Annotated in this window: 21 protein-coding genes; 8 read left to right on the top strand and 13 right to left on the bottom strand. The window is 57.1% G+C overall.

All coding sequences use genetic code 11. The features are described 5' to 3' along the window. Positions 1-9 precede the first annotated feature (9 nt). From AB5Y98_RS18925 to AB5Y98_RS18915, 3 genes are all read right to left on the bottom strand, one after another. Positions 10-660: a TetR/AcrR family transcriptional regulator gene (locus tag AB5Y98_RS18925; protein WP_368232506.1), complete on the bottom strand. Its 651-nt coding sequence runs from the start codon at positions 658-660 to the stop codon at positions 10-12. A 1-nt stretch (position 661) separates the two neighbouring features. Further along, the gene (locus tag AB5Y98_RS18920) at positions 662-1846 is read right to left on the bottom strand and encodes a patatin-like phospholipase family protein (RefSeq protein ID WP_195878641.1); all 1185 of its coding nucleotides are present in this window, start codon (positions 1844-1846) and stop codon (positions 662-664) included. Between the two features lie 82 nt (positions 1847-1928). Next, on the bottom strand, positions 1929-2507 hold the full coding sequence (locus AB5Y98_RS18915; RefSeq protein WP_368232504.1) for a phasin family protein: 579 nt from the start codon (positions 2505-2507) through the stop codon (positions 1929-1931). Between the two features lie 248 nt (positions 2508-2755). Between AB5Y98_RS18915 and AB5Y98_RS18910 the strand changes: the two genes are divergently transcribed. Further along, on the top strand, positions 2756-4726 hold the full coding sequence (locus AB5Y98_RS18910) for an SDR family oxidoreductase (protein WP_123246128.1): 1971 nt from the start codon (positions 2756-2758) through the stop codon (positions 4724-4726). Positions 4727-4775: 49 nt separating this feature from the next. Here AB5Y98_RS18910 and AB5Y98_RS18905 read toward each other — a convergent pair whose 3' ends face one another. Continuing rightward, entirely contained in the window at positions 4776-5672 is an 897-nt protein-coding gene (locus AB5Y98_RS18905) for an esterase/lipase family protein (protein WP_368232502.1), read from the bottom strand. A gap of 169 nt (positions 5673-5841) precedes the next feature. Here AB5Y98_RS18905 and AB5Y98_RS18900 point away from each other — a divergent pair, with 169 nt between their 5' ends. The 4 genes from AB5Y98_RS18900 to AB5Y98_RS18885 all read left to right on the top strand — a co-directional run bounded on the left by AB5Y98_RS18900 (position 5842) and on the right by AB5Y98_RS18885 (position 8791). Beyond that, a complete protein-coding gene (locus tag AB5Y98_RS18900) occupies positions 5842-6156 on the top strand; it encodes a YebG family protein (RefSeq protein WP_005300837.1) in 315 nt (104 codons plus the stop codon). Positions 6157-6454: 298 nt separating this feature from the next. After that, a complete protein-coding gene (locus AB5Y98_RS18895; protein WP_336290508.1) occupies positions 6455-7732 on the top strand; it encodes a site-specific integrase in 1278 nt (425 codons plus the stop codon). Positions 7733-7928: 196 nt separating this feature from the next. Then, positions 7929-8279 (top strand): DUF3653 domain-containing protein, encoded by a 351-nt coding sequence (locus AB5Y98_RS18890; RefSeq protein ID WP_201876980.1) that lies wholly within the window; start codon positions 7929-7931, stop codon positions 8277-8279. A gap of 212 nt (positions 8280-8491) precedes the next feature. Next, complete coding sequence (locus AB5Y98_RS18885; RefSeq protein ID WP_139392274.1) at positions 8492-8791, top strand: hypothetical protein; 300 nt, start codon at positions 8492-8494, stop codon at positions 8789-8791. Positions 8792-9194: 403 nt separating this feature from the next. Here AB5Y98_RS18885 and AB5Y98_RS18880 read toward each other — a convergent pair whose 3' ends face one another. From AB5Y98_RS18880 to AB5Y98_RS18850, 7 genes are all read right to left on the bottom strand, one after another. Continuing rightward, entirely contained in the window at positions 9195-10397 is a 1203-nt protein-coding gene (locus tag AB5Y98_RS18880) for a zonular occludens toxin family protein (RefSeq protein ID WP_201876978.1), read from the bottom strand. Positions 10398-10400: 3 nt separating this feature from the next. Next, positions 10401-10715: a DUF2523 family protein gene (locus AB5Y98_RS18875; RefSeq protein ID WP_010634000.1), complete on the bottom strand. Its 315-nt coding sequence runs from the start codon at positions 10713-10715 to the stop codon at positions 10401-10403. A gap of 3 nt (positions 10716-10718) precedes the next feature. Beyond that, positions 10719-12116 carry a hypothetical protein gene (locus AB5Y98_RS18870; RefSeq protein ID WP_236660400.1) on the bottom strand — a complete coding sequence of 466 codons (1398 nt, stop codon included), beginning with the start codon at positions 12114-12116 and terminating at the stop codon, positions 10719-10721. 39 nt (positions 12117-12155) lie between these two features. After that, entirely contained in the window at positions 12156-12368 is a 213-nt protein-coding gene (locus AB5Y98_RS18865; RefSeq protein WP_010634002.1) for a major coat protein, read from the bottom strand. 300 nt (positions 12369-12668) lie between these two features. Beyond that, positions 12669-12992, bottom strand: coding sequence for a hypothetical protein (locus tag AB5Y98_RS18860; RefSeq protein ID WP_010634003.1), 324 nt, complete (start codon positions 12990-12992; stop codon positions 12669-12671). 26 nt (positions 12993-13018) lie between these two features. Next, on the bottom strand, positions 13019-14551 hold the full coding sequence (locus AB5Y98_RS18855; RefSeq protein ID WP_065017618.1) for a replication initiation factor domain-containing protein: 1533 nt from the start codon (positions 14549-14551) through the stop codon (positions 13019-13021). Next, on the bottom strand, positions 14538-14789 hold the full coding sequence (locus tag AB5Y98_RS18850; protein ID WP_065017619.1) for a hypothetical protein: 252 nt from the start codon (positions 14787-14789) through the stop codon (positions 14538-14540). Before AB5Y98_RS18850 ends, AB5Y98_RS18855 begins: the two co-directional genes overlap by 14 nt. A gap of 124 nt (positions 14790-14913) precedes the next feature. Here AB5Y98_RS18850 and AB5Y98_RS18845 point away from each other — a divergent pair, with 124 nt between their 5' ends. The 3 genes from AB5Y98_RS18845 to fabA all read left to right on the top strand — a co-directional run bounded on the left by AB5Y98_RS18845 (position 14914) and on the right by fabA (position 17974). Next, on the top strand, positions 14914-15306 hold the full coding sequence (locus AB5Y98_RS18845; protein WP_368232499.1) for a helix-turn-helix domain-containing protein: 393 nt from the start codon (positions 14914-14916) through the stop codon (positions 15304-15306). 49 nt (positions 15307-15355) lie between these two features. After that, complete coding sequence (locus tag AB5Y98_RS18840; RefSeq protein ID WP_054544919.1) at positions 15356-17335, top strand: Lon protease family protein; 1980 nt, start codon at positions 15356-15358, stop codon at positions 17333-17335. A gap of 78 nt (positions 17336-17413) precedes the next feature. After that, positions 17414-17974 carry a 3-hydroxyacyl-[acyl-carrier-protein] dehydratase FabA gene (gene fabA, locus AB5Y98_RS18835; protein ID WP_126881869.1) on the top strand — a complete coding sequence of 187 codons (561 nt, stop codon included), beginning with the start codon at positions 17414-17416 and terminating at the stop codon, positions 17972-17974. Positions 17975-18062: 88 nt separating this feature from the next. Here fabA and rmf read toward each other — a convergent pair whose 3' ends face one another. Both rmf and AB5Y98_RS18825 read right to left on the bottom strand, forming a co-directional pair. Beyond that, entirely contained in the window at positions 18063-18239 is a 177-nt protein-coding gene (gene rmf, locus AB5Y98_RS18830; RefSeq protein ID WP_010674759.1) for a ribosome modulation factor, read from the bottom strand. Between the two features lie 163 nt (positions 18240-18402). Beyond that, entirely contained in the window at positions 18403-20040 is a 1638-nt protein-coding gene (locus AB5Y98_RS18825; RefSeq protein WP_017788056.1) for a DUF3466 family protein, read from the bottom strand. Positions 20041-20047: the final 7 nt, after the last annotated feature.

Below are 20047 nucleotides of genomic sequence, written 5' to 3'. Positions count from 1 at the left end.
ACGATTCGGTCAACCCGCCACGGCGGCGGGACGATAATGGCTGGCGATGGCATCGAGCGCGGCGCGGGCATCGGCTCGCAGCCTGGGGGCCACCAGCTCCATCACCTGAAAAACGCCGAGGGCGATGTCGGCATCGGCCCGCGGATGCAGCGCTCGCTGATAAGAGATCCAGAAGGTCCCCACCAGTGCAATGTTGGCGGCCAGCGCCGTCACCTGCGCTTCATCGCCTTCTAGCAGACTGCTGCGCCAGAGGTGGTGACAGATGGCGGCGGCGGTGAGTTCCTTGCGCCGCAGCAGGGCCGAAAAGCGCTGCTCCACCTTGTGGTTGCCGTTCATCAGGGTGCTGATGTCGTAATAGAAAAAGCGGTACTTCCAGATGAGTTCGAACATCAGGTGCAAGAAGAACCAGATGTCCTCTGCCTCGTTCAACGGCGGGGTAATGGTGTCGAGCAGGTGGGCCATCTCCTGTTCGAACTCGCCGAACAGGGCGTTGACTATCTCCTCCTTGTTGTGAAAGTGGTAATAGAGGTTGCCCGGGCTCATCTCCAGCTCGGCCGCGATGGCGGTGGTGGTGACGGTCGGCTCGCCCAGCAGGTTGAACTGGGCGAGGGCGGTGGCCAGGATGCGATCCCTGGTACGCCGCTTGGGTTTGCGATCCATGCTACTCCTTCGGTTGACGCCGGCCCTTGTCGCCATAGCGACGGGTCAGCCAGTGCTGCAACTGGGTCAGTGAGGCATCCAGCGCCGCCACCGCGCCGATGCCCGGGGTCAGCAGGGAGCGCTGCTCATCGGCCAGCGCGTCAAGATCCAGCTCCAGCCCGTGTCTGGCGAGGATGGGGCCAAGCTCGGCCCGCCGCTGCCACAGATCCCGGCGGGTATGCTGGAAGGCGTGCTCGCACAGATGGCGCCGGTCCCGATAACTGAACACATTGGTGAAGAACATCTCGCCATCGGCCGGGGAGGGCTCGAACAGCAGGGCATCCGCCTCTGGGTACTGGTGTTTGTAGCGATCCATCCCCACGTGCATGCGCGAGTGGATGATGGCGCGAAACGTCTGGGCCAGCACCACAGGCAGACCGCTATCCACCAGCTTGGCGGGGCGCTCGCTGGCCAGGCCAGCATCAAAGGGCACCAGCGGGTTGATGCAGAACACCAGATCGGCCCCCTCCTGCAGCGCCACCGAGGCGTGCAGCGTCTTGATGAGCGCGCCGTCCACGTAGTAGCGGCCATCGATGAGGGAGGGCGGGAACAGGCCGGGCAAGGCGGCGGAGGCCTGCACCGCGGCGGAGATGGGCACCTGGTCGAGCCCCGGGCTGCCGAAGGCCACCGCCCGACCGGTGTCGAGTTCGGTGGCGATGACGAACAGCCGGCTGGCCAGCTCGCGAAAATCGTTGCTGCGACCTGGGCGCGAGAAGAACTGGGTCAGGATCCGATCCACCCCGCGGCTGTCGAACATGCCGGTGGGGATCGCTTTGGACAGCCCCTGCAGTGAGCCGAGCAGGCTCTTGTTCCAGGGGGAGGAGAGGTAGTCGGCCAGACACGCCAGCGCCAGCGGCGGCAGCGAGGTGAGCCGCTCAAAATACTCCCCGAAGGCGGGGCGCAGCAGGGTAGAGGGGTCGAAGAACTCGCCACTGTCGTCGCTCAGCAGGATCCGCACCAGCTTGTCGGGGGAGATGCCGTTGGCCAGCGCCGAGGCGATCACCGCCCCCGAACTCACCCCCACATAGATATCAGCCTGCTCGAAACGCACTCCCTTGATGCTGTCGGCCAGGGCGGCGCAGGCACCGATCTCGTAGATCCCCCCCAGAGGTCCCCCTCCGGCGAGGGCAACCGCAATCGTGCTCATGATTTGCCTCCCTTATCACGCAAAACCGGCCCAGCAGAGGGCATGGGCCGGTGGATCATCAGTCAGAACAAGCCGGTCAGGATCAGAAGAGTGCGGTTTCGCCCTTCTCCTTGATCTCCTTGGCCACGTTTTCTACTTCCGTTGCCAGCTCCTTGACCTCTTCCTTCACCTTGGCGACGGGGGTGACGGCGGCTTTCTTGACCGGCGGCTTCTTGGCAACAACCGGCTTCTTGGCAGTGGCGGCGGCAGGTTTGGTCTCGTCAGCCGGGACAATGTCGTCCTGGGCATCGATCAGCTGCTGCACCACTTCGGTCAGTTCAGCCATCCGCTTGGAGAGCTTGTCGATGTCCTTGCGGGTCGGGATGCCGAGGCTGGCGACGGCGCGGGCCACGCGATCCTCGAATACCTGCTCCAGACGGCCCCAGGTACCGGCAGTCTTGTCGGTCATGGCCGCAATCTTTTCATCGGCGCTCTGACGGGTACGGGTTTGCAGGGCTTCCCCTTCCTGAACCAGGGCTTCAAAGATCTTGCCGCCTTCCTCTTGCGCCTTGGCATAGGCACCCAGGCCAGCCAGCCAGATCTGCTGGGTGGACTCTTTGATGGTGGAAGTGAGGTGGTTGTCGGTCACCGAACTTGCCAGTGCTTTCAATTTTTTGGCCATGACAGTCTCCTTACTCGTGATATAGATGATGGTAATGACAACAACCTTGGTATATTCGTTGTGGCATTACTTAACTTTCATCCTCAGTCTAGGGAGAAAAAATAGAGGGTTCTACCTAATAACGAAACAGGCAACCCTGGTAATTTTGGACTGGGTCACGAAGAATGATATTCGAATGAATACTTTCAGTAAAATCGTGATATATCTAACAGCAACTAACAGCCCAATCAGTAAGGGATATAAATACCATGGATTATTTCATCACAGGTGGCAGCGGCTTCATCGGCCGCCGGCTGATTAAAAAATTGCTGCAGCGTCCAAATAGTCGGGTGCATTTCCTGATGCGGGCAGCCCATCTCGAGCGGGTACCCGACCTGCTGGCCTACTGGGGCGTTGGTGAGGATCGCGCCATTGCCGTGGTGGGCGACATGACCCACCCGCTGCTCGGTGTGGGCAACGGCGAACTGGAGCCCCTCATCGGCAAGGTCGATCATTTTCTGCATCTCGCCGCCATTTATGATCTCAACGCCAAAGCGGGCATTCAGCAGCAGGTCAATGCCGAGGGCACTCGTCAGGCCCTGCAACTGGCCGAGCGGCTCAAGGTGCGCTGCTTCCATCACTGCAGCTCCATTGCGGTGGCCGGTCTGTTCGACGGTCTGTTCCGGGAAGACATGTTCGATGAGGCCGAACACCTCGACATGCCCTATTTCCAGACCAAACACGAGGCCGAAGGGATAGTGCGCAAGGAGAGCACCATCCCCTGGCGCATCTACCGACCCGGCATCGTGGTCGGTGACGCCACTACCGGCGAGATGGACAAGGTGGACGGCCCCTATTACTTCTTCAAGACCATCCAGAAGCTACGTCGCATGCTGCCGCCCTGGATGCCCGCCATCGGGGTCGAAGGGGGGCGCATCAACCTGGTGCCGGTCAACTTCGTGGTGGATGCCATCGATCACATCGCCCACCTGGAAGGGGAGGACAACAAGGCGTTCCACCTGACCGACTCTCACCCCATGCGGGTCGGCGACATGTTGAGCACCTTCTCCCGGGCGGCCCATGCCCCCGAGCCGGCCATTCGCATCAATGCCGCCCTGTTCAGCTTCATTCCCCGCCATCTGATGACCATGCTGATGGCGCTGACCCCGGTGCGACGCATTCGCGATGCGGCCATCGCCGATCTCGGCCTGCCCAAGGACATCTTCCGGCTCATCAACTATCCGACCCGTTTTGACAACCGCGAGGCCCAGCGGGTGTTGAAGGGGACCGGCATCGAAGTACCGCCATTGCACAGCTATGCCTGGCGCCTGTGGGACTACTGGGAGCGTCACCTCGACCCGGACCTGTTCATCGACCGCACCCTGCGCGGCCGGGTCGAGGGCAAGGTAGTGCTGATCACCGGTGCCACCTCCGGCATCGGCAAGGCCACCGCGAAGAAACTGGCAGAGGCGGGCGCCAGGGTGCTGACCATAGCCCGGGACGAGCACAAGATTGCCGAAACCCAGGCCGAGTTTGCCGAACTGGGCCTGACCCTGCAGGTCTATCAGGGTGATCTCGCCGATCTGGCGCAGGGGGAGGCGATCACCCGGCAGATAGTGGCCGAGCATGGCGGCGTGGACATTCTGGTCAACAACGCCGGTCGTTCCATCCGCCGCGCCATCGAGGACTCCTTCGACCGTTTCCACGATCTGGAGCGCACCATGCAGCTCAACTACTTCGGCACCCTCAAGGTGATCATGGGGGTGCTGCCCACCATGATCGAGAAGAAGAAGGGGCACATCATCAACATCTCCTCCATCGGAGTGCTGACCAATGCGCCGCGCTTCTCCGCCTACGTTGCCTCCAAGTCGGCGCTGGATGCCTGGGTGCGCACCGCCGCCTCCGAGTTTGCCGACAAGGGGGTCAACTTCTCCATCATCAACATGCCGCTGGTGAAAACCCCCATGGTGGCGCCCACCAAGGTGTATGAACAAGTGCCCATGATGACGCCGGAAGAGGCTGCCGATCTGGTGTGCGACACCATCATCAACAAGCACGTGCGCCTCGCCACCCGGCTCGGGGTGTTCGGCCAGGTGATCCATGCCCTGGCACCGCGGGTGGCCCAGGTGATCATGAACACCAGCTTCCGCACCTTCTCCGACCCCAAGGAGGGCAACGAGTCCAAGGCCTCGGCGGATCAGATGGCAGTCTCCACCCTGATCAAGGGGATCCACTTCTAGTGGTGATGACAACGAACTGATGTAGCAAAAACGGAAAGGGCCTGAGCAATCAGGCCCTTTTCATTTGCGGCTGCGGGCGGGAGAGCAGGGTCAACAGCAGGGCCGTGGTGCGGCGGGAGTAAAGCAGAGAGAGGTGACCGAGAGCAGCGAGCTCAACGTCCTCCATGCCATCGAGGCGCTGGCGGGACTGGGGCAGCACGAAGTTGTCGTGACTGGTGCGCACCGAGACGCCGGGTACGCAGAGCGGCACGGCGGCAAAGCGCTGCAACCAGCCGGAGCCTGGCTCCATCTCGCGGGCATTGTCGCCGAGTCCCAGGGTGGCGAGCTGGCTGCCCTGATGAGGGGTGGCCAGGGTGATAAGCTGCGCCACCTTGTCACCCCCCGCCACCGCCAGATAGTCGCGGCACACCAGTCCGCCCATGCTGTGACCGATCAACACCAGTTGCGATGCGCCGGTGGCGACCAACACCTCGTCGATACGCCTGGCCAACAGCGGCACCATGTCGTCGAGATGGCCAAAGGGAGGAGTCAGGGTGACGGTTGCCACCGTGTGACCGGCGGCCTCCAGCCGTGCCCGCTGCACCCGCCAGATACCGCGACTGCAGCCATAACCGTGGATCAGCAGCAGGGGCAGGAGGGAGGGGGTCAACTTGTCAGGTGGCATCAGCCAGCGCTCGAACGGCAGCAGCCAGGTGAAGGTCAGCAGGTAGGCCACTATCTCCCGCCCCACCATGGGCAGCCAGGCTCGCCAGCCGATGGCAGGCACAGGATAGAAATGGGAAAAGCCCCAGGTCAGCAATACCACCAGGGTGCGCAGCCCCAACAGGGCTACCACCACAAACAAGATGGAGGGCGCCCAAGAGAGGCCGATGGCAAGGTAAGCGATGCTCCCAAGGAGTGTCACCTCAACCAGCAGCAGGATCAGTAGTTGCTTTGTTATCGTCATGACCCAATCATCCGACCAGTTTGGCGTGGAAGTCAAATGACCCTTTCATCAATGTGACGGCCAACCCGCTCTCGGTCAGTCGCGGCTCAAGCCTATCTGCCTGTGGCTATTTGCAATACTGTATATCCATACATATACTTGTATTCACCATCAGAAGGAGGACGCCACTATGGCCGTTGAGATCAAATATGTTGTGGTACGTGGGGGAGTGGAGAAGATGACCTTTACCAGCAAGAAAGAGGCTGACGCCTATGACAAGCTGCTGGACACTGCCGATGAGTTGATGACGCTGCTGGCCGCGGCTCCCATTGCACTCGAGCCGGAACAGCAGGAGAGCCTGGCCTTCTATCTGGCCGAACAGCGGGACGCACTGCAGAGCGTATTGCGCGGTGGAAAGGGGCAGGGGAGCAACAAGGCAGAGAGCCAGGAAACCCAGAGTGAAGCAACCGAACCCAAAGGCAAGTCACTCAAGCGGGTTGCGTAGCAAAGCGTCTGGATAACAGGGTGAAGAAGGACAAGGAAAAGGGGCGAGCCGTCACGGTCAAACACTTCCTTATTCAAAAATATAGAATTAACAGTCAATTTTCAGACTATTTACCCCGAGAATTTTTTGACAAGAGTGCATATTCATTGAATGGGATAAGAATGTGTTCGCAGTGATTCCACGTGGTGACTGCATCCATGTTTCCTGACAATGTTCCCACCACCGATGATGCCGATAACCCCATTTATCGGCATCACCCTTGAGCAGGCCGCAAGCCAGAACCATTTCAAGCAAGACCATGACCACAACCATACTTCCACCCGCCATGCCGCTGTTCGATGGCTTGGCATACCTGGAGGCGGGCAACCCCCAGGTCAATCAGTACCTGGCCAACCTCAGCCTCACCGACGTACCCGATGCCGGGATCGTCTACGAGCTTGCCGTCGACTGGCTGCTGGAGCAGCGCAACAACGAGAACAACTACAAGACCTATCGCAGTGAGCTGACCACGTTCTTGCACTGGTGCTTTGGCGAGATGCGCATCAGCCCAAAGGAGCTGACCCGGCGCATCATGATGCGCTATCTCGATTATTGCCAGTCACCGCCAGCGGCCCTGATTGCCTATCGCAACGTGGCGCAGTTCGTGCTCGACAAGGAGTGGGGAGAGCGCCTGCCCAATCCCCAGTGGCGACCCTTCCTTGGCAAACGGGAGCTGGGCCGTGAACTGCCGTACCGTCTCAGCGAGCAAGCCATGAAGACCAAGCTCGCCATTCTGTCGGCCTTTTTTCAGTTTTTGATCCAGGAAGAGTACATGGACCGCAACCCGGCGCTTTTGCTGCAACGGGTGAAGCGCACCGTCCAGCAGGAGCCGGATGATCAGGGCCAGGCCTTCAGCGAGCTGCAGTGGTCCTATGTGATGCAGGCGGCCGATCGGCTGGCCACCGAGTCACCGGAGCAGCACGAGCGCAGCCGCTTTCTGATCAGCCTGATGTATGCCTGCTACCTGCGCATCTCCGAGGTGGCGGCAAGGCCGGGTTTTACCCCCGTCATGGGGCAGTTTCGCCGCGATGGGAAAACCGGCGTCTGGGGTTATTACATTCCCCGCAGCAAGGGTGGCAAGCGCCGCACCGTGGCGGTCTCCCATGCCTTGCTGGAGGCCCTCAAACGCTACCGGACGTTTCTCGGTCTCTCGCCACTGCCGGTACCCGATGAACAGACGCCACTGTTTGTGCGTCACAAGGCCGCAGCCCACGGCCGTGAACAAGGTGAGCTCAATGCCAACCTCGGCATCCGTCAGCTGCGCGAGCTGGTGATGGCCGTCATTCAGGCGGCCGCTACGCTGGCGGAACAGGATGGCTTTGCCCAGGATGGCGCAGAGATGCGCAACCTGACACCGCACTCCATTCGCCATACTGGCATCACTCACGACATCAACCTCAACGGCCGGCCCTTGTCCCATGTGCAGGCCGATGCCGGCCACGACAGCATCGATACCACCTCCAAATACCTGCACACCGGCAACAGCGAACGTCACGAGAGTGCCAATCACAAACCACTGGATCGGCTACATGATTAAGTTCAACAGTGAGAGATAACAGAAAGGGGAAAATTCGTTCATGGCAAACCAACCCAGTGTTGTTGAACCAATCCAGGACACTAAATTGCTCCATATTCTCAACCGCGCATAATGCCGTGTTTAGTTAAATGCCCATCTGAAACCTGCCGATAAGCCAACCCACGCAATTTTGCTGGTTTATCAGGTATTTACTTGGATGGAACGAGAGTTGACCAAAAACTTCATTTTTCGTTGGTTTGAATGCGGTTTATCGAAAGAGGAGACGGCAAATCTATGTTTCGTTTCTGTGAGACAGGTCACATATTGGGATAAGGGTACAGAGATCCCTCCTGTCTATAAACGGCTTATGCGGATGGCATCGGGTAGGGAGTTACCCACTATCTGGAAGCACTGGGAAGGCTGGAGAATGATGAATGATTGCCTTGTGTCACCCACCGGAGTGAGGTTCGACAGACGCAGGATAGAGGCACTTGCCATCATCCAGATGGAGAGATCCGAACAGCAGATAGCTGCTTTCTACTGGAGGAAAAAGCTCGGGATAGGTTAATCACATGGGGGAGCACTCCCCCTTTTTTATGGCAAAAAATACCCAATCAGACCTATTTGCAAACCACTCCGTGTAGAGCGAGAATCAAGATACATCTTCTTGCCATCGGAGGTCATATGCCACTGAGATTCGAACATGGTGAGTTCGCAATAAAACCAATAACCCATCACCTGATCTCGTGCGAAATGAGCGGGACCTTCAACAAAGAGGGCATGAAAGCATGGGTTAATGGAATGAAATCCATGATTGAGCCCATCAAAAATGAACCTTTTGGACTGTTGATAGATGCCAGAGGCTACACAGGTGGCACTGGCGAAGCCCTTGAGATAGCAGAAGGCTTTCACCAATGGCTAAGACATACCAAGCTGGTAGCTCAAGGGCATGTCATATCCTCTCCAACCCTGTATTCGATATCATTAAGCCGAATCCCTTCACTGAAGCATCACGTTGTCAAAGACTTCCTTAGAATGGATGAAGCGCATGCTTGGATTACTGACAAGCTAGCAAGCTGAAGGTTGGTTCAACCGTTCCCCCGAGTGGGCCTAAGCCGAAAGCCTCAACCATCAAGAGCGGTCAAAAGGCAGAAGGTGTAGACGGCAGAGGTAGAATTCCCCCCGTATTACTACACGGGGGGGGCAAACCGACTGGTGCTGTGAGTGCAGCTTGTCTTCGACAGGAGGCATAGAAAGGCGCTGGACGTGCCCCATAGCCTTCGGCTGGGCACTCTAGCGGGGCAGTAAAGACGGTTTAGCAGGGAAGGGGGGAGGCACAGCCTCACAGGAGCATTCCAAAGAAGTTTCGGCGATCCCACCACTTTCCCGACAATGGGCCTTAGTGTGTCGCCTTATAGGGGCTCACGCCCCTGGGGTTCAGTGGCCGACCTGGAGAATGGCGGCCACCGGCAGGAGAGGGGAGTTATGTCCGGTCATCAGTATTTGCTGGCTTGTTATCGCCACCCGCAAAGAGGGTGGCATTGTATTTCCGGCGCAGGGCGTCCCCCTCGGGGTCACAGTACACGTCCACAGGCTGCCCCTGGTACTTTACCACCGCATGGCATGCACTCATGGGATCCACCCTGGCAAGTTCCTCCGGCCAATCGTCCCTGTCGAGCGGTTGCACGTCATCACCTTTGCGCAGCGAGAAGCAATACTCAACCCGATACTCGCCCAAGTGATCCTTTATCAGGACGTGACAGCTGATAATGAGCTGATGGCCGGCAAACGGCCCTACAGCAAGGACGCCAGCAGCAGACGCAGCAGGAGCGCCACCAGGACGTACATCAGCAACGGGCGAAGCACCCACCGCCCCAGCAGCCGGAACAGCGGCAGAAGCGGTTTCATCGGCCTTAGCAGGAGCATCAATATATTCAGGCTTGATGAAGCCAAAGAATACGCAGAGTCCCCAAATCGCCAGAATAAACAGAATTTTAGGGTCTCGTAATATCGAGCTGCCCGCGATTGTATCCGAGACCTTACCGGTTGTAGTCGAGTCATAAAGCTTGAAAACATACTTGGGCACCTTATTAAATGGCTTGGCTTGCAGCACGTCATTCATGGACGTACCGGAGTTATCAGAGAGGTGAAGCACCGTCTTATATCGACCACCAATCCCCAATATCGCCATATTGGTATGACGAATGGCCGTTTCGGCAGCAGCCCGAATTACCTGGTGCACCTTTTTGATGTTCGGAGTCGTAAATACAAAGTCCCAGTTATGATGACGGTGCATATCAAAGGCCACGTCAATCGTCTCTGGCCGGCCATCGGCTTTGGCCACATCCGGCCCACCTGGATAATTCAGCCGGTCTAAATCGCTCTGCCGCCAGGAAGGCGGGAATATTCGCTGCACTTCATCGACCAGGAAGAAAACCCCTTTGGGCGCCCAATGATAAAAGCGGGCGAGGTGATCGCGTCCTTCCTGGGATTCTGTCTCGATATAGGTGACCTGGAACTCGTCAGGCACTTCCTTGCCCAATACCTCTTTGCACCGCTCCGCGGTAAAGCCGCGCACGTTGGTAACGATATGACGGCCCGCCTTGATGGCCGGTATCACATCGGTATGAATGGCCCCTGACGACTTATAGGAACCAGGGGCGCCGTGGTGGATCTTGATAGACATGCCTTACCACCCCAACATATTCAGCAAGAAACGGGTCACAAAGGCTTGCGTCAATATCGACAGCCCTTTATCAACGTGCAAATAGAGCAAGATCCCCCTCATTTGAGAGGGCAGGTTATTAAAGGAGGCGGAGATCAGGTCGCTGAATTGCAGGTTAATCAGTATCTGCTTGGCAACGTCCCAGGAAAAAGTGAGCAGGAATATTTTGAACTCGACCCACTGAATCGCCAATTTAACTGTTATCCAGGCTGCAAACTGCACCGCCAGTTGATATATATCGTTGAAAAATCCGTTAAAGAAATCACTCATCCATTCCATATATCACCTCTTAGCCACAATCATCAGCGCCAGAAAATAGAAGATGAACATCATGATGGCCGCTATCATTTCCCAATATCCCTCGACCTCGGGGCAGACGGAATAAGAGCGGCCAAACATCGAGAACATATCAAAACACTTGGGCACCGCCGCCGACCCGCTCAGGCTATACCGGAACATATCGACCATATCTTCTTTAATACCGTTATGGGTATTCTTGAGTTGTTCCTTATGTTCCTGGAACTGCTTATTAATGGTTTCCAGGTCAAAGAAACAGTGCGCACCACCTTTACAGAGCTGGGATGTATATTCAGACCCTGTTACATGCAGCGGATTTTCTGCAGAGCCAGGCATTTGTGAGTAATCAATGCCTGGGCCATTATTGCCATTACCATTGCTGCCGTTACCTGTGCCGCCGGTGCTATCACCACCATTTGTACCGCCATTTTGCAGGGCCTCAGCAATGGCCTTAATATTGCGGTTCATTTCAATGCTATTATTTCGCATATCTTGCATGGTGTAGGAATAAAGGTTGTGCATATCGCTGGCGGATTCATGCACGCGGCCTTTCATCGACTCAATGTCATATAGCATTGACCGCATAACCCCGTACATATGGTAGCCACCATAATTTTTGTCAAAGTCAGGGCCGAAGAAGTTATTTTGTAATTCTTTGAGCGCTCGATATTCTCCAGTGCTTTGTCCAGGCCCATCCTGTGGGTTTACGATGGCATTTTTAAGCCCAAGAAATTCATCATAAAACTTATGCTCTAACGCTGTCTGCTCCCGAATACTGTTTTCCATGCCAACCTGGCCATTATTGGTGGCCTTCATATAACGAAGAACATCATCCATTTTGACATTAATATTTTGTGCATTCCGATTAGCCCCCGCTGAGCTCGACATCAAGCTAGTAAAACCCGTTATCAAGGTATTATTCACCTGACGCAAGGCGTCCGTGGTCATTTCCTGCTTATCACCACCGACACGAATCCCGTTGGGCGGCAGATTGGGAATTACATCGCCATTATTGCCGTTATTGCCATTGCTACCATTACCATCGCCATCCGAGCCGCCATCCCCATCGGATCCACCGCCCACTGAGCACTCCTGGCCGGTGCTCTCAATCGGCCCCATGGTGCCGGCATCTGGGAACTGCAGGCAGATACCTGGACACCCGACAAAGCAGCCTCCCTGGGAGGAACTTTCCCATTTCACGCAGAACGGCAGCGCAGTAGAAATAGGCACGTTAGACAGGCGGAGCCCGACAGGACAACCCGCCGAAGCCCCCAGCGGAAACAGCAATAAAAGCCAAGCGATGCGCACAGTACCCCCAATAAAAAAGGCGACCGGAGCCGCCTTTGTGTCATATCGAAAACGATGACCTGTAGCCTTCAACAAAGAACAGGAACCACAGCGTTCCGATGAGCAAAGACATGCTTAGGCTTTGCGCATCAGGCTGATCAGGATGCCCACGCCCACACAGGTGGCCACAACCAGCATGACCTTGGGAGAGGTTGCGGTCACGTCCGACTGGGTGGCGTCCAGGGCCTTGGCAGCGGCATCAGCAGCGGCTGTACCTTCGGCAAAGGCCGCACCGGTAGACAGGGAGCACACAGCAGCGATACAGCCATTACGGAAATAGTTTTTCATACTCGTTTATCCTCTTTTTGCACTTACGATGACACGGGCAATTGCGCCCAGTTTGAGGCCAGTGATCCAGATTAATAATCCGAAGCCAAAGGCCATCGACACAGTGGATACATCAAATTCAAACCAGCTCGATATATCCGTTAATTTGGCGTGCTCCTGGACAGTCAAGAGCACGTAATTACACGAATCCCCCTCAGCTAAGCGGGCATATCCTTCAGAGGTAATATCTAGACAAAGCATTATCGCGCCCTCGTCGTCGCTCGCTGCGCGCTCTCGCTCCTCCTCCTCGCGGCGCGGTGGTTATACCGGCTGCTTTTTGGTGGGTTGGAAGCCAACAACCACGTTGCGGGTCGGATTCTGGGGATCCGCTTCCAGGACAAGATCCACTGCCACCAATTTCGGGCAGTCGGCCAGCTCTTTAATGGTGGCCGCATCGTTGCGCAGGGCTAATTGACGCACTTCATAGCCCCAGGAGGTGATATTGCACTCGGGCTTGTTCACGTTATTAGCCACTGCCAGGTATTCCACCTGGGCAAAGTCATAGGGAACCGGCGAGCCAGATTTACGGGAGACGCCATAACCATGAGTAACGCGGGTAACCAAAATACCAGTCAGCAGAGACATATTATTTATCCTTTGAAGAACCATTGTTAGGTCGAAAATAATGGCAGTTCGTCCAGGTCAGGAGGAACTGGCATTCTTAACCGCGCTGGAATATCGGTTTCTTCCAAGTGCGCTGTTAATTGGTTAACAATCTTCTCAGGGGATAGCCCCTCGATGTTTGCTAACCAATTGACAAGGCGACCGGCCATTCTGGACATATTAAATACGGCGTTGTCCCTGGACGTTTTGAATTTATTTTTAAAGGTGGTCACACGTACCGGTGTTATTTCTTCCTGGCAAACCGCATCCAGCCATTTGGCAAATTGCGGATACATCCCCGCAAAATAAGGGTCAGGGTTTACCAGGACATCCAGCGGAATGACTCTATCCTTATTGTGTAATTCGCCTTCGGCGCGTACCCAGTTTGGGAACTCGGCCGATTGCATCTGTTTGCCTTTCTCATATATCCGCGCACATTTGCCGTTGATACGGCTGCCCACGTAGAAAGAGCAACCCTTGCTCGGCACCATGCCGAAACGCTTGGCGATGCCCTTGGCCACCTCGGTGATCACGAACTCGCCCGATTCAATCTTCATCCAGGAAGGCGCACGGCCACGCTGCGGGTGAAACTCGCCGGCTTCGGCGCCGGCTATCGCGCCCTGGTAAGTGATGTGTTTGCCGCTGTAGTCATCCAGGGCAAGGTCGACCCGAGTGATGCGCAGACCTGGCACGTGAGAGATAACGGAGTGCAAAGCCTGGAAATCGAGGGCCGCACAACCCACACCGGAAAAACTCACCATACAGCCATGGTTAGCCGCACCCCAACCAATCAGCCCGCAGGGCATCCCGTCACACAGCAGGTCAGCCGAGTTGGCGTAACCGTGCAGACCGGAGCGGCGAGGGCGCATGGTAAAGCGCGGCTCGGGGATAGGGACACCGATGCGGGTATTGAGTTCTTCCAGCCACAGCTCGATCTCGTTGCAGCAGAGGGCATCCAGGAACTGGACGCCGTAGCAGTCGATAAGGTCGTTATAGGCTTCCCAATACTTGGCACCCTCGACCACCTCGAACTGGGAGAACTTGAGCAGGTCAGCGCAGACGGCTTTGAGCTCCTGGCGCATGTCGGCGCGGGACTGGTAGCCGGAGTGCAGGGCACGTTCCATCATGTCGGTCATGGAAGGCGTCAGCACCGGGGCAGGGGAGGCGGCCACACCCTTGAGACTCAACCGCTCAGTGGCCTTGTCAAAGACCCGTGCAGGGGCAGGGGAGGCGGCAGACTGCTGGCGCTCGGCTTTGTCATAGAGGCGCTCAGTCACCTTGTCGAAGCGGGTGAGGGGAGCGAACCCGACAGGGCGCTTCCACAGATAGCGCAGGCCCTCGACCGGCTGGGCGGCAAAGGCAGCCTGAATGGCCTTGCTCTGGGTCTCGAAGCGCGGGATGGCCTTGAGCAAGGCGCCTTGCTTGGCCAGCTCGGTCATCTGGCGCAGTTCGGTCGGCGCCCAGGTAAACGACAGATAGTCGATCAGGGTTTTGTTGCCGATAACGCTATTTATCGGCATCACGGCGTTATGACCAGTCATCGAAAAACACTCCCTGGTCATAGAAGCCTTGCCATGTGTCCTCGGTCACCTCGACCAGCTCAAAGGCGGTGTCGGGGTACGTCATGGACAGATAGATCCGCATCTCGTGCAGGTCGCGGAACATCTCGACCTGACCGGCCACACAAGCGGAGACATCGCCGGTGGGCTCTGCTTGCCAGTAGACCTTGCGCTCGGTGAGCGCGGGCAGATCCTGGTTTTGTGGGCTACAGTAGGTCATGGCTCATGCAATCAAATGGTTGGTTGATTGCATTCAACCATGTGATCAGTTGAATTGAAACAAGGTGCTTTTCGTCAAAATCGGTATGATGGTTCCATTGTCGAACTACTCAGGAGACAGAAACATGGACTCGAAAACGCTCATTCAGGCCTACATGAGGGCCAAAAAGTACAGCCAGTTTCAGGAAGTCGCCGCAGACCTGGGATTTACAACGTCCTACATCTCAGCCGTGAACAAAGGTAAGTCGCAACTCACTGATGCCACTGCAAAAAAGCTGGCTGAGGAAATTGGCCTGGATGCCAAAGAAGTGCTGTTAAGTCTGGCTGCTGCCAGAGAGACGGATCCCGAGTTGAAACGAGCTTGGTACGACATCCTGGCGAAGTACACCAAAGGAGCCGGCACGGCTGTAGCCCTTGCGGCAGCGGTGTTTCTGGCCCCTAGCCACGGGCATGACCTAACCGCGCATAATGTATATTATGTTAAATGCAGTATCTTGTTTCCTGTTACCACTTATTGAACTGTGTATAATGGCAACAATTGATCCTATCTCCGACCGGATGTCTTAAGTGGCTGAATTAACATCAGAACAATTAAAACCTGCTTTTGCGATTGAACAGTTTCCTGCCCTCAGCGAGCTCGAACCCATTCCGTTTGCCGCGCTGCAACCCAGGGCAATCTCCGGCATCAAGCGTCTCGCCAGTTTTGATGGCGACTGCCCGGTCATGCTGCTCAACGGTTTCCCCGGGGTCGACTATGAAGATGTCTGCCAGACGCTGATCGCCGCCTCCAATGGCAAGGATGGCGACCTGTTCGATCTCTGCTACACGGAAAACCTGAACAATCCGTTCAAACCCATCTGGCTGCGCCTGCAACCCGGTACCGGCATCGAGTTTTGTGAAATGGTCGGTGAACTGCTCAAGTTGATGAGCCACCATCTGGATGCCGAGCGTCTGGTCACCCGCATCATGCGCAAGCAGAACAACGATCCCAAGATCGATGATTTTCTCTCCGATCTGGCCGCCCATGTGGCACAAGGGCTCGAATTTCAGCACCCGGTCCTCATCAACCTGCTGATCCACCATGAGGAACAGGAAGCCCCCGTGGTGTATGGCCGCGATCTCAACTGGGACACCCTGTTCGGCTCCATCAACTACCAGACCGAGCAAGGTTCCGTCTATGCCAACCAGCACCTGCTGGAACCTGGCCTGCTGCGTCAGGCCAATGGTGGCTATCTGATCCTGCAGCTGGATGAGCTGCTGGATCAGCCCCACCTCTGGTTCAAGCTCAAAAACGCGATGCAAAAAGGCGAGCTGGACTGGAACGCCTATCAGGAAGGCAAGACCCTCACCCCCTTCTTCACACCGGAAGCCACCCCCATCAAGCTCAAGCTGATCCTGGTCGGTGACCGGCTCGATGTAGCCGAGTTCCAGATGCTGGACAGAGACATGTCGGAGCGCATCTTCCTGCGCGCGGACTTGGTCTCCGAGGTGAACATCGAAGAGGAGCTGCCTGACTATCTGCAATATCTGGCCTGGCTGCGCGAGCGCTGGAACCTGCTGGACTTCACGCCGACCGCCCTCGCCGCCCTCTGCCGCCATGCCAGCCGGCTCTGTGATCATCAGGAGTGGCTCTCCCTCTCCGAGGTGCAGCTCTCAGCCATCATGCGCATGGCCGACAGCCTGGCACGTGAGCTGGAAGCGGACGTCGTCACCGACGAGCACATCCGTGGAGCACTGGAAGAGCAGGATTATCGGCTCAACTACCTAGTCGAGCAGTCCGATCAGGGGGTCATCGACGGCCAGATCCTGCTGCAGACCGATGGTGAGGAAGTGGGTCAGATCAACGGTCTCTCCGTCATTCAGGTCTCAGGGCACCCCTATGATTTCGGCGAGCCGGTGCGCCTCACCGCCACCGTGCATCTGGGGGATGGTGATGTGGCGGACATCGAGCGCAAGGCGGAGCTGGCAGGTCATATCCACGCCAAGGCGATGATGATCATTCACGGTTATCTCTCCAACAAATTTGGTGCCGAGAATCCCTCCCCGCTGTCGGCCAACCTGGTGTTCGAACAGTCCTACCATGAGATCGATGGTGACAGCGCGTCTCTGACCGGTCTGTGTGCCCTGCTCTCCGCCCTCGCCCGCCAGCCTATCTACCAGCACTTTGCGGTTACCGGCGCGGTCGACCAGTTCGGCAACGTGCAGGCCGTCGGCGGCGTCAACGAGAAGATCGAGGGCTTCTTCCGGGTGTGCAAGATCCACGGCCTCACCGGCAAACAGGGGATCCTGCTGCCCGGTACCAACGCTCAGCAGCTCAACCTCTCTGATGAAGTGATCGCGGCAGTAGAGGCTGGCCAGTTCCATATCCACCCGGTGGATCATGTGGAAGAGGCCATCGAACTGCTGACGGGCTGTGTGGCGGGCGAACCGGACATGCCGGATACCCTGTTTGGCCGCATCCAGCAGCGCCTGGATGAGCTCAACGGCACCGAGGCCGTCAAGGGGGGCGTGCTGCGCCGCCTGTTTGGCAGGCTGTTCGGGGTATAAACGAAGTGATCGGAGTTGTTTAGCGAACATCTGTACGCTAAATTGGCCCGGCTTTGACCCATTTTAAGGATAACCAGCGTGACCGTAGACAATTCCACCATTGATGCCCGCCTTTCCCTGTGTGAACAAGGCAAAGACTCGTTTACCCGTGAAGAGCTGCTCGCCTGCAGCCGTGGCGAGCTGTTTGGTGAGGGCAACAGCCAGCTGCCCGCCCCCAACATGTTGATGATGGATCGCATCGTCAAGATCAATGACAACGGTGGTGAGCACGGTAAAGGTGAGATCCTGGCAGAACTCGACATCACGCCGGATCTCTGGTTCTTCGATTGCCACTTCCCGGGTGATCCCGTCATGCCTGGCTGTCTCGGTCTGGATGCCATGTGGCAGCTGGTTGGTTTCTTCCTTGGCTGGAAAGGTGGCCCCGGCAAAGGCCGTGCGCTGGGGGTTGGCGAGGTGAAATTCACCGGTCAGATCCTGCCGACAGCCAAGAAAGTGACCTACAAGATCACCTTCAAGCGCGTCATCAATCGCAAGTTGGTGATGGGAATTGCCGATGGCGTGGTGGAAGTGGATGGCCGCCCCATCTACAGCGCCACCGACCTGAAAGTGGGCCTGTTCAAGGACACCACCGCATTCTGATAAGCTGACTGACCACCTGGTCAGACCGCACAACGTAAAGGGGCCGCCATGGCCCCTTTCCTTTTTGCAATGTGTGATGAAGTACCGACTACTTCATGAAGAGGCCTGAGCCCCGCCCTTCCATGGCATCACGCCAACCACCAAGCCAGTGCCCACGTGCATCCAGGCATTGATACGGACACGCTTCTTTCTGTTTGCCGACCACGCCAGCCTGATAACCACGAGCACGAGCTCTTTCCAGACGGTCCCGTTTTTGTCTCTTCATCATCTACGACCCTCTTCCGTGGAACAAAAAAAGCGACCAATTTTTCATCGGTCGCTTTCATCTTTACCCCAGGGGGTTGGCAGGGTCAAACAAAAAATTTCATGCTATCCGGTCATTGTGACACAAGACACTGAACCGCATTAATTTTTAGTGACACAACTTTTTAGCGCTGGAAACGGCGCAGCCAGGCGAATGGCAGGGCCAGCAGAGTCAACCAGAACAGGCTGCCACCACCGCTGCCGCCATCCTGACCGGTCTGGTTGTTGACCGGTGCGTTGGCGACCACATAACCGGCCGGATCGTTGTTCTTGTAGTCGGTCACGACTGGTGCCAGCTTGACGCTAACCACGGTAGCATTGGTGCGGTTGTTCAGATCGCTCTCGCTGTTGTAGCGATAGGCGGTCGCGGCCACAGTCCCATTCTCGCTGATGCCGCTGGCATAAGCGATGTGGTAGTAGTAACCGTTCTGGGCACACTGTTTGGCACCTGCATCATCCAGACCGCAGATGAGATCGTTCAGGTACCAGTTGTTGCCGGTCGCCGCGTTGAGCAGGAAGCCTTCCTGCATGCGGTTGGTGCCGTTGACCACGGGTTGGGTCTGATGACGGGAGTCACGCCAGCCAACCACCATGTTGTGGTTGTTGATGGCGGCCGCTTCCGAGCCGGAGCCGCTGAGCGGCTTGTCCTGCAGGGAGACCACGGCGTTGGTGGTCGGCGTGTTCAGGTTGAACACGAACATCTCCACCGGGCGGTTCTGGCCCTTGTTGATACGATAGAGCTGGTTGCCGACCACATAACCGTTGTCGTTGACCCCCACGGCCCAGCTGTGTTGCAGCTTGGCGTCATCCTTGCCGGGCTCGCCTTCGGCCAGCGGGATGATCTGGGTGGTCCCTACCTTGCTGCCATCCAGATCCAGTGTCCAGTAGGCGGCCAGGTTGCGGCCATCCAGGTAGTTGGTGCCGATCTCGCCGGTGGAGGAGTACCCTACCCCATACAGCGTGCCGTTGAATTTGCCCACGCCGAGCGCGGAAGCGGTCTGCACCACTTCGTTGCGGCCCCGGGCATACTCGTTGGCCTGCAGCAGCTTGTTGAAGGTACCGGTACTGTTGACCAGCCAGAAGCTCGCCTGGGTGTTGAGGCCCGGGCAGTAGCGGTAGTCACCGTATTGGCCGTCGTTGCCGGCAAAGCACCAGTTGTAGGTTTCGGAGTTGACGGCGATGTTCTTGCCGGTGGCGGCGGTACCGGTCACCAGATACTGGCCGTTGTCCAGCTTCTTGATGCTGGTCGGCACGCTCAGGCTGTGAGTGCCGGCGCCATCCTTCAGCTCGACGGGGTTGCCCTCCTCGACCACGGCAAAGGCGGTACGCACCTTACCACTCATCTTGTAGCCCGCCCGGGTGCCGGGTACGTCACCCAGCGCGGTCACCAGACCGTCGGTCTCGCCCAGCTGCACGTAACCTACGTTGTTGCGCTGGTCGACACCGTCGAGGAAGTCACGACGCCACTGGTAGGCGAAGTTGCTGTTGTCGTTCCAGAAGGAGTTGCAGACCGAGTTGGAGAGCATGCAGCCCTGCTCAAAGCGGAAGCGGTCAACCAGGAAGTCGGCGAAGCGCACGGTCGAGAAGTGCTCAGCCATGTTGTTCTTGGTGTTGATCCCGATGAGCCCGTTGCCGTCGCCGCTGATCCCGCTGGCGTAACCCTTGTCGGACGCATCGACAATGGTGAAAAAGGGACTTTGTGCCGCCTGGGCATTCAGGCTGGCGCTGACCAGAATGGCCAGCATGGATAATTGCTTTTTCATCTACTTC

It is taken from the genome of Aeromonas sp. s3 (assembly GCF_040907805.1).
Lineage (GTDB): Bacteria > Pseudomonadota > Gammaproteobacteria > Enterobacterales > Aeromonadaceae > Aeromonas > Aeromonas dhakensis.
The sequence above is the reverse complement of the archived record's forward strand: the minus strand, read 5'-3'. Positions and strand labels throughout refer to the sequence as shown.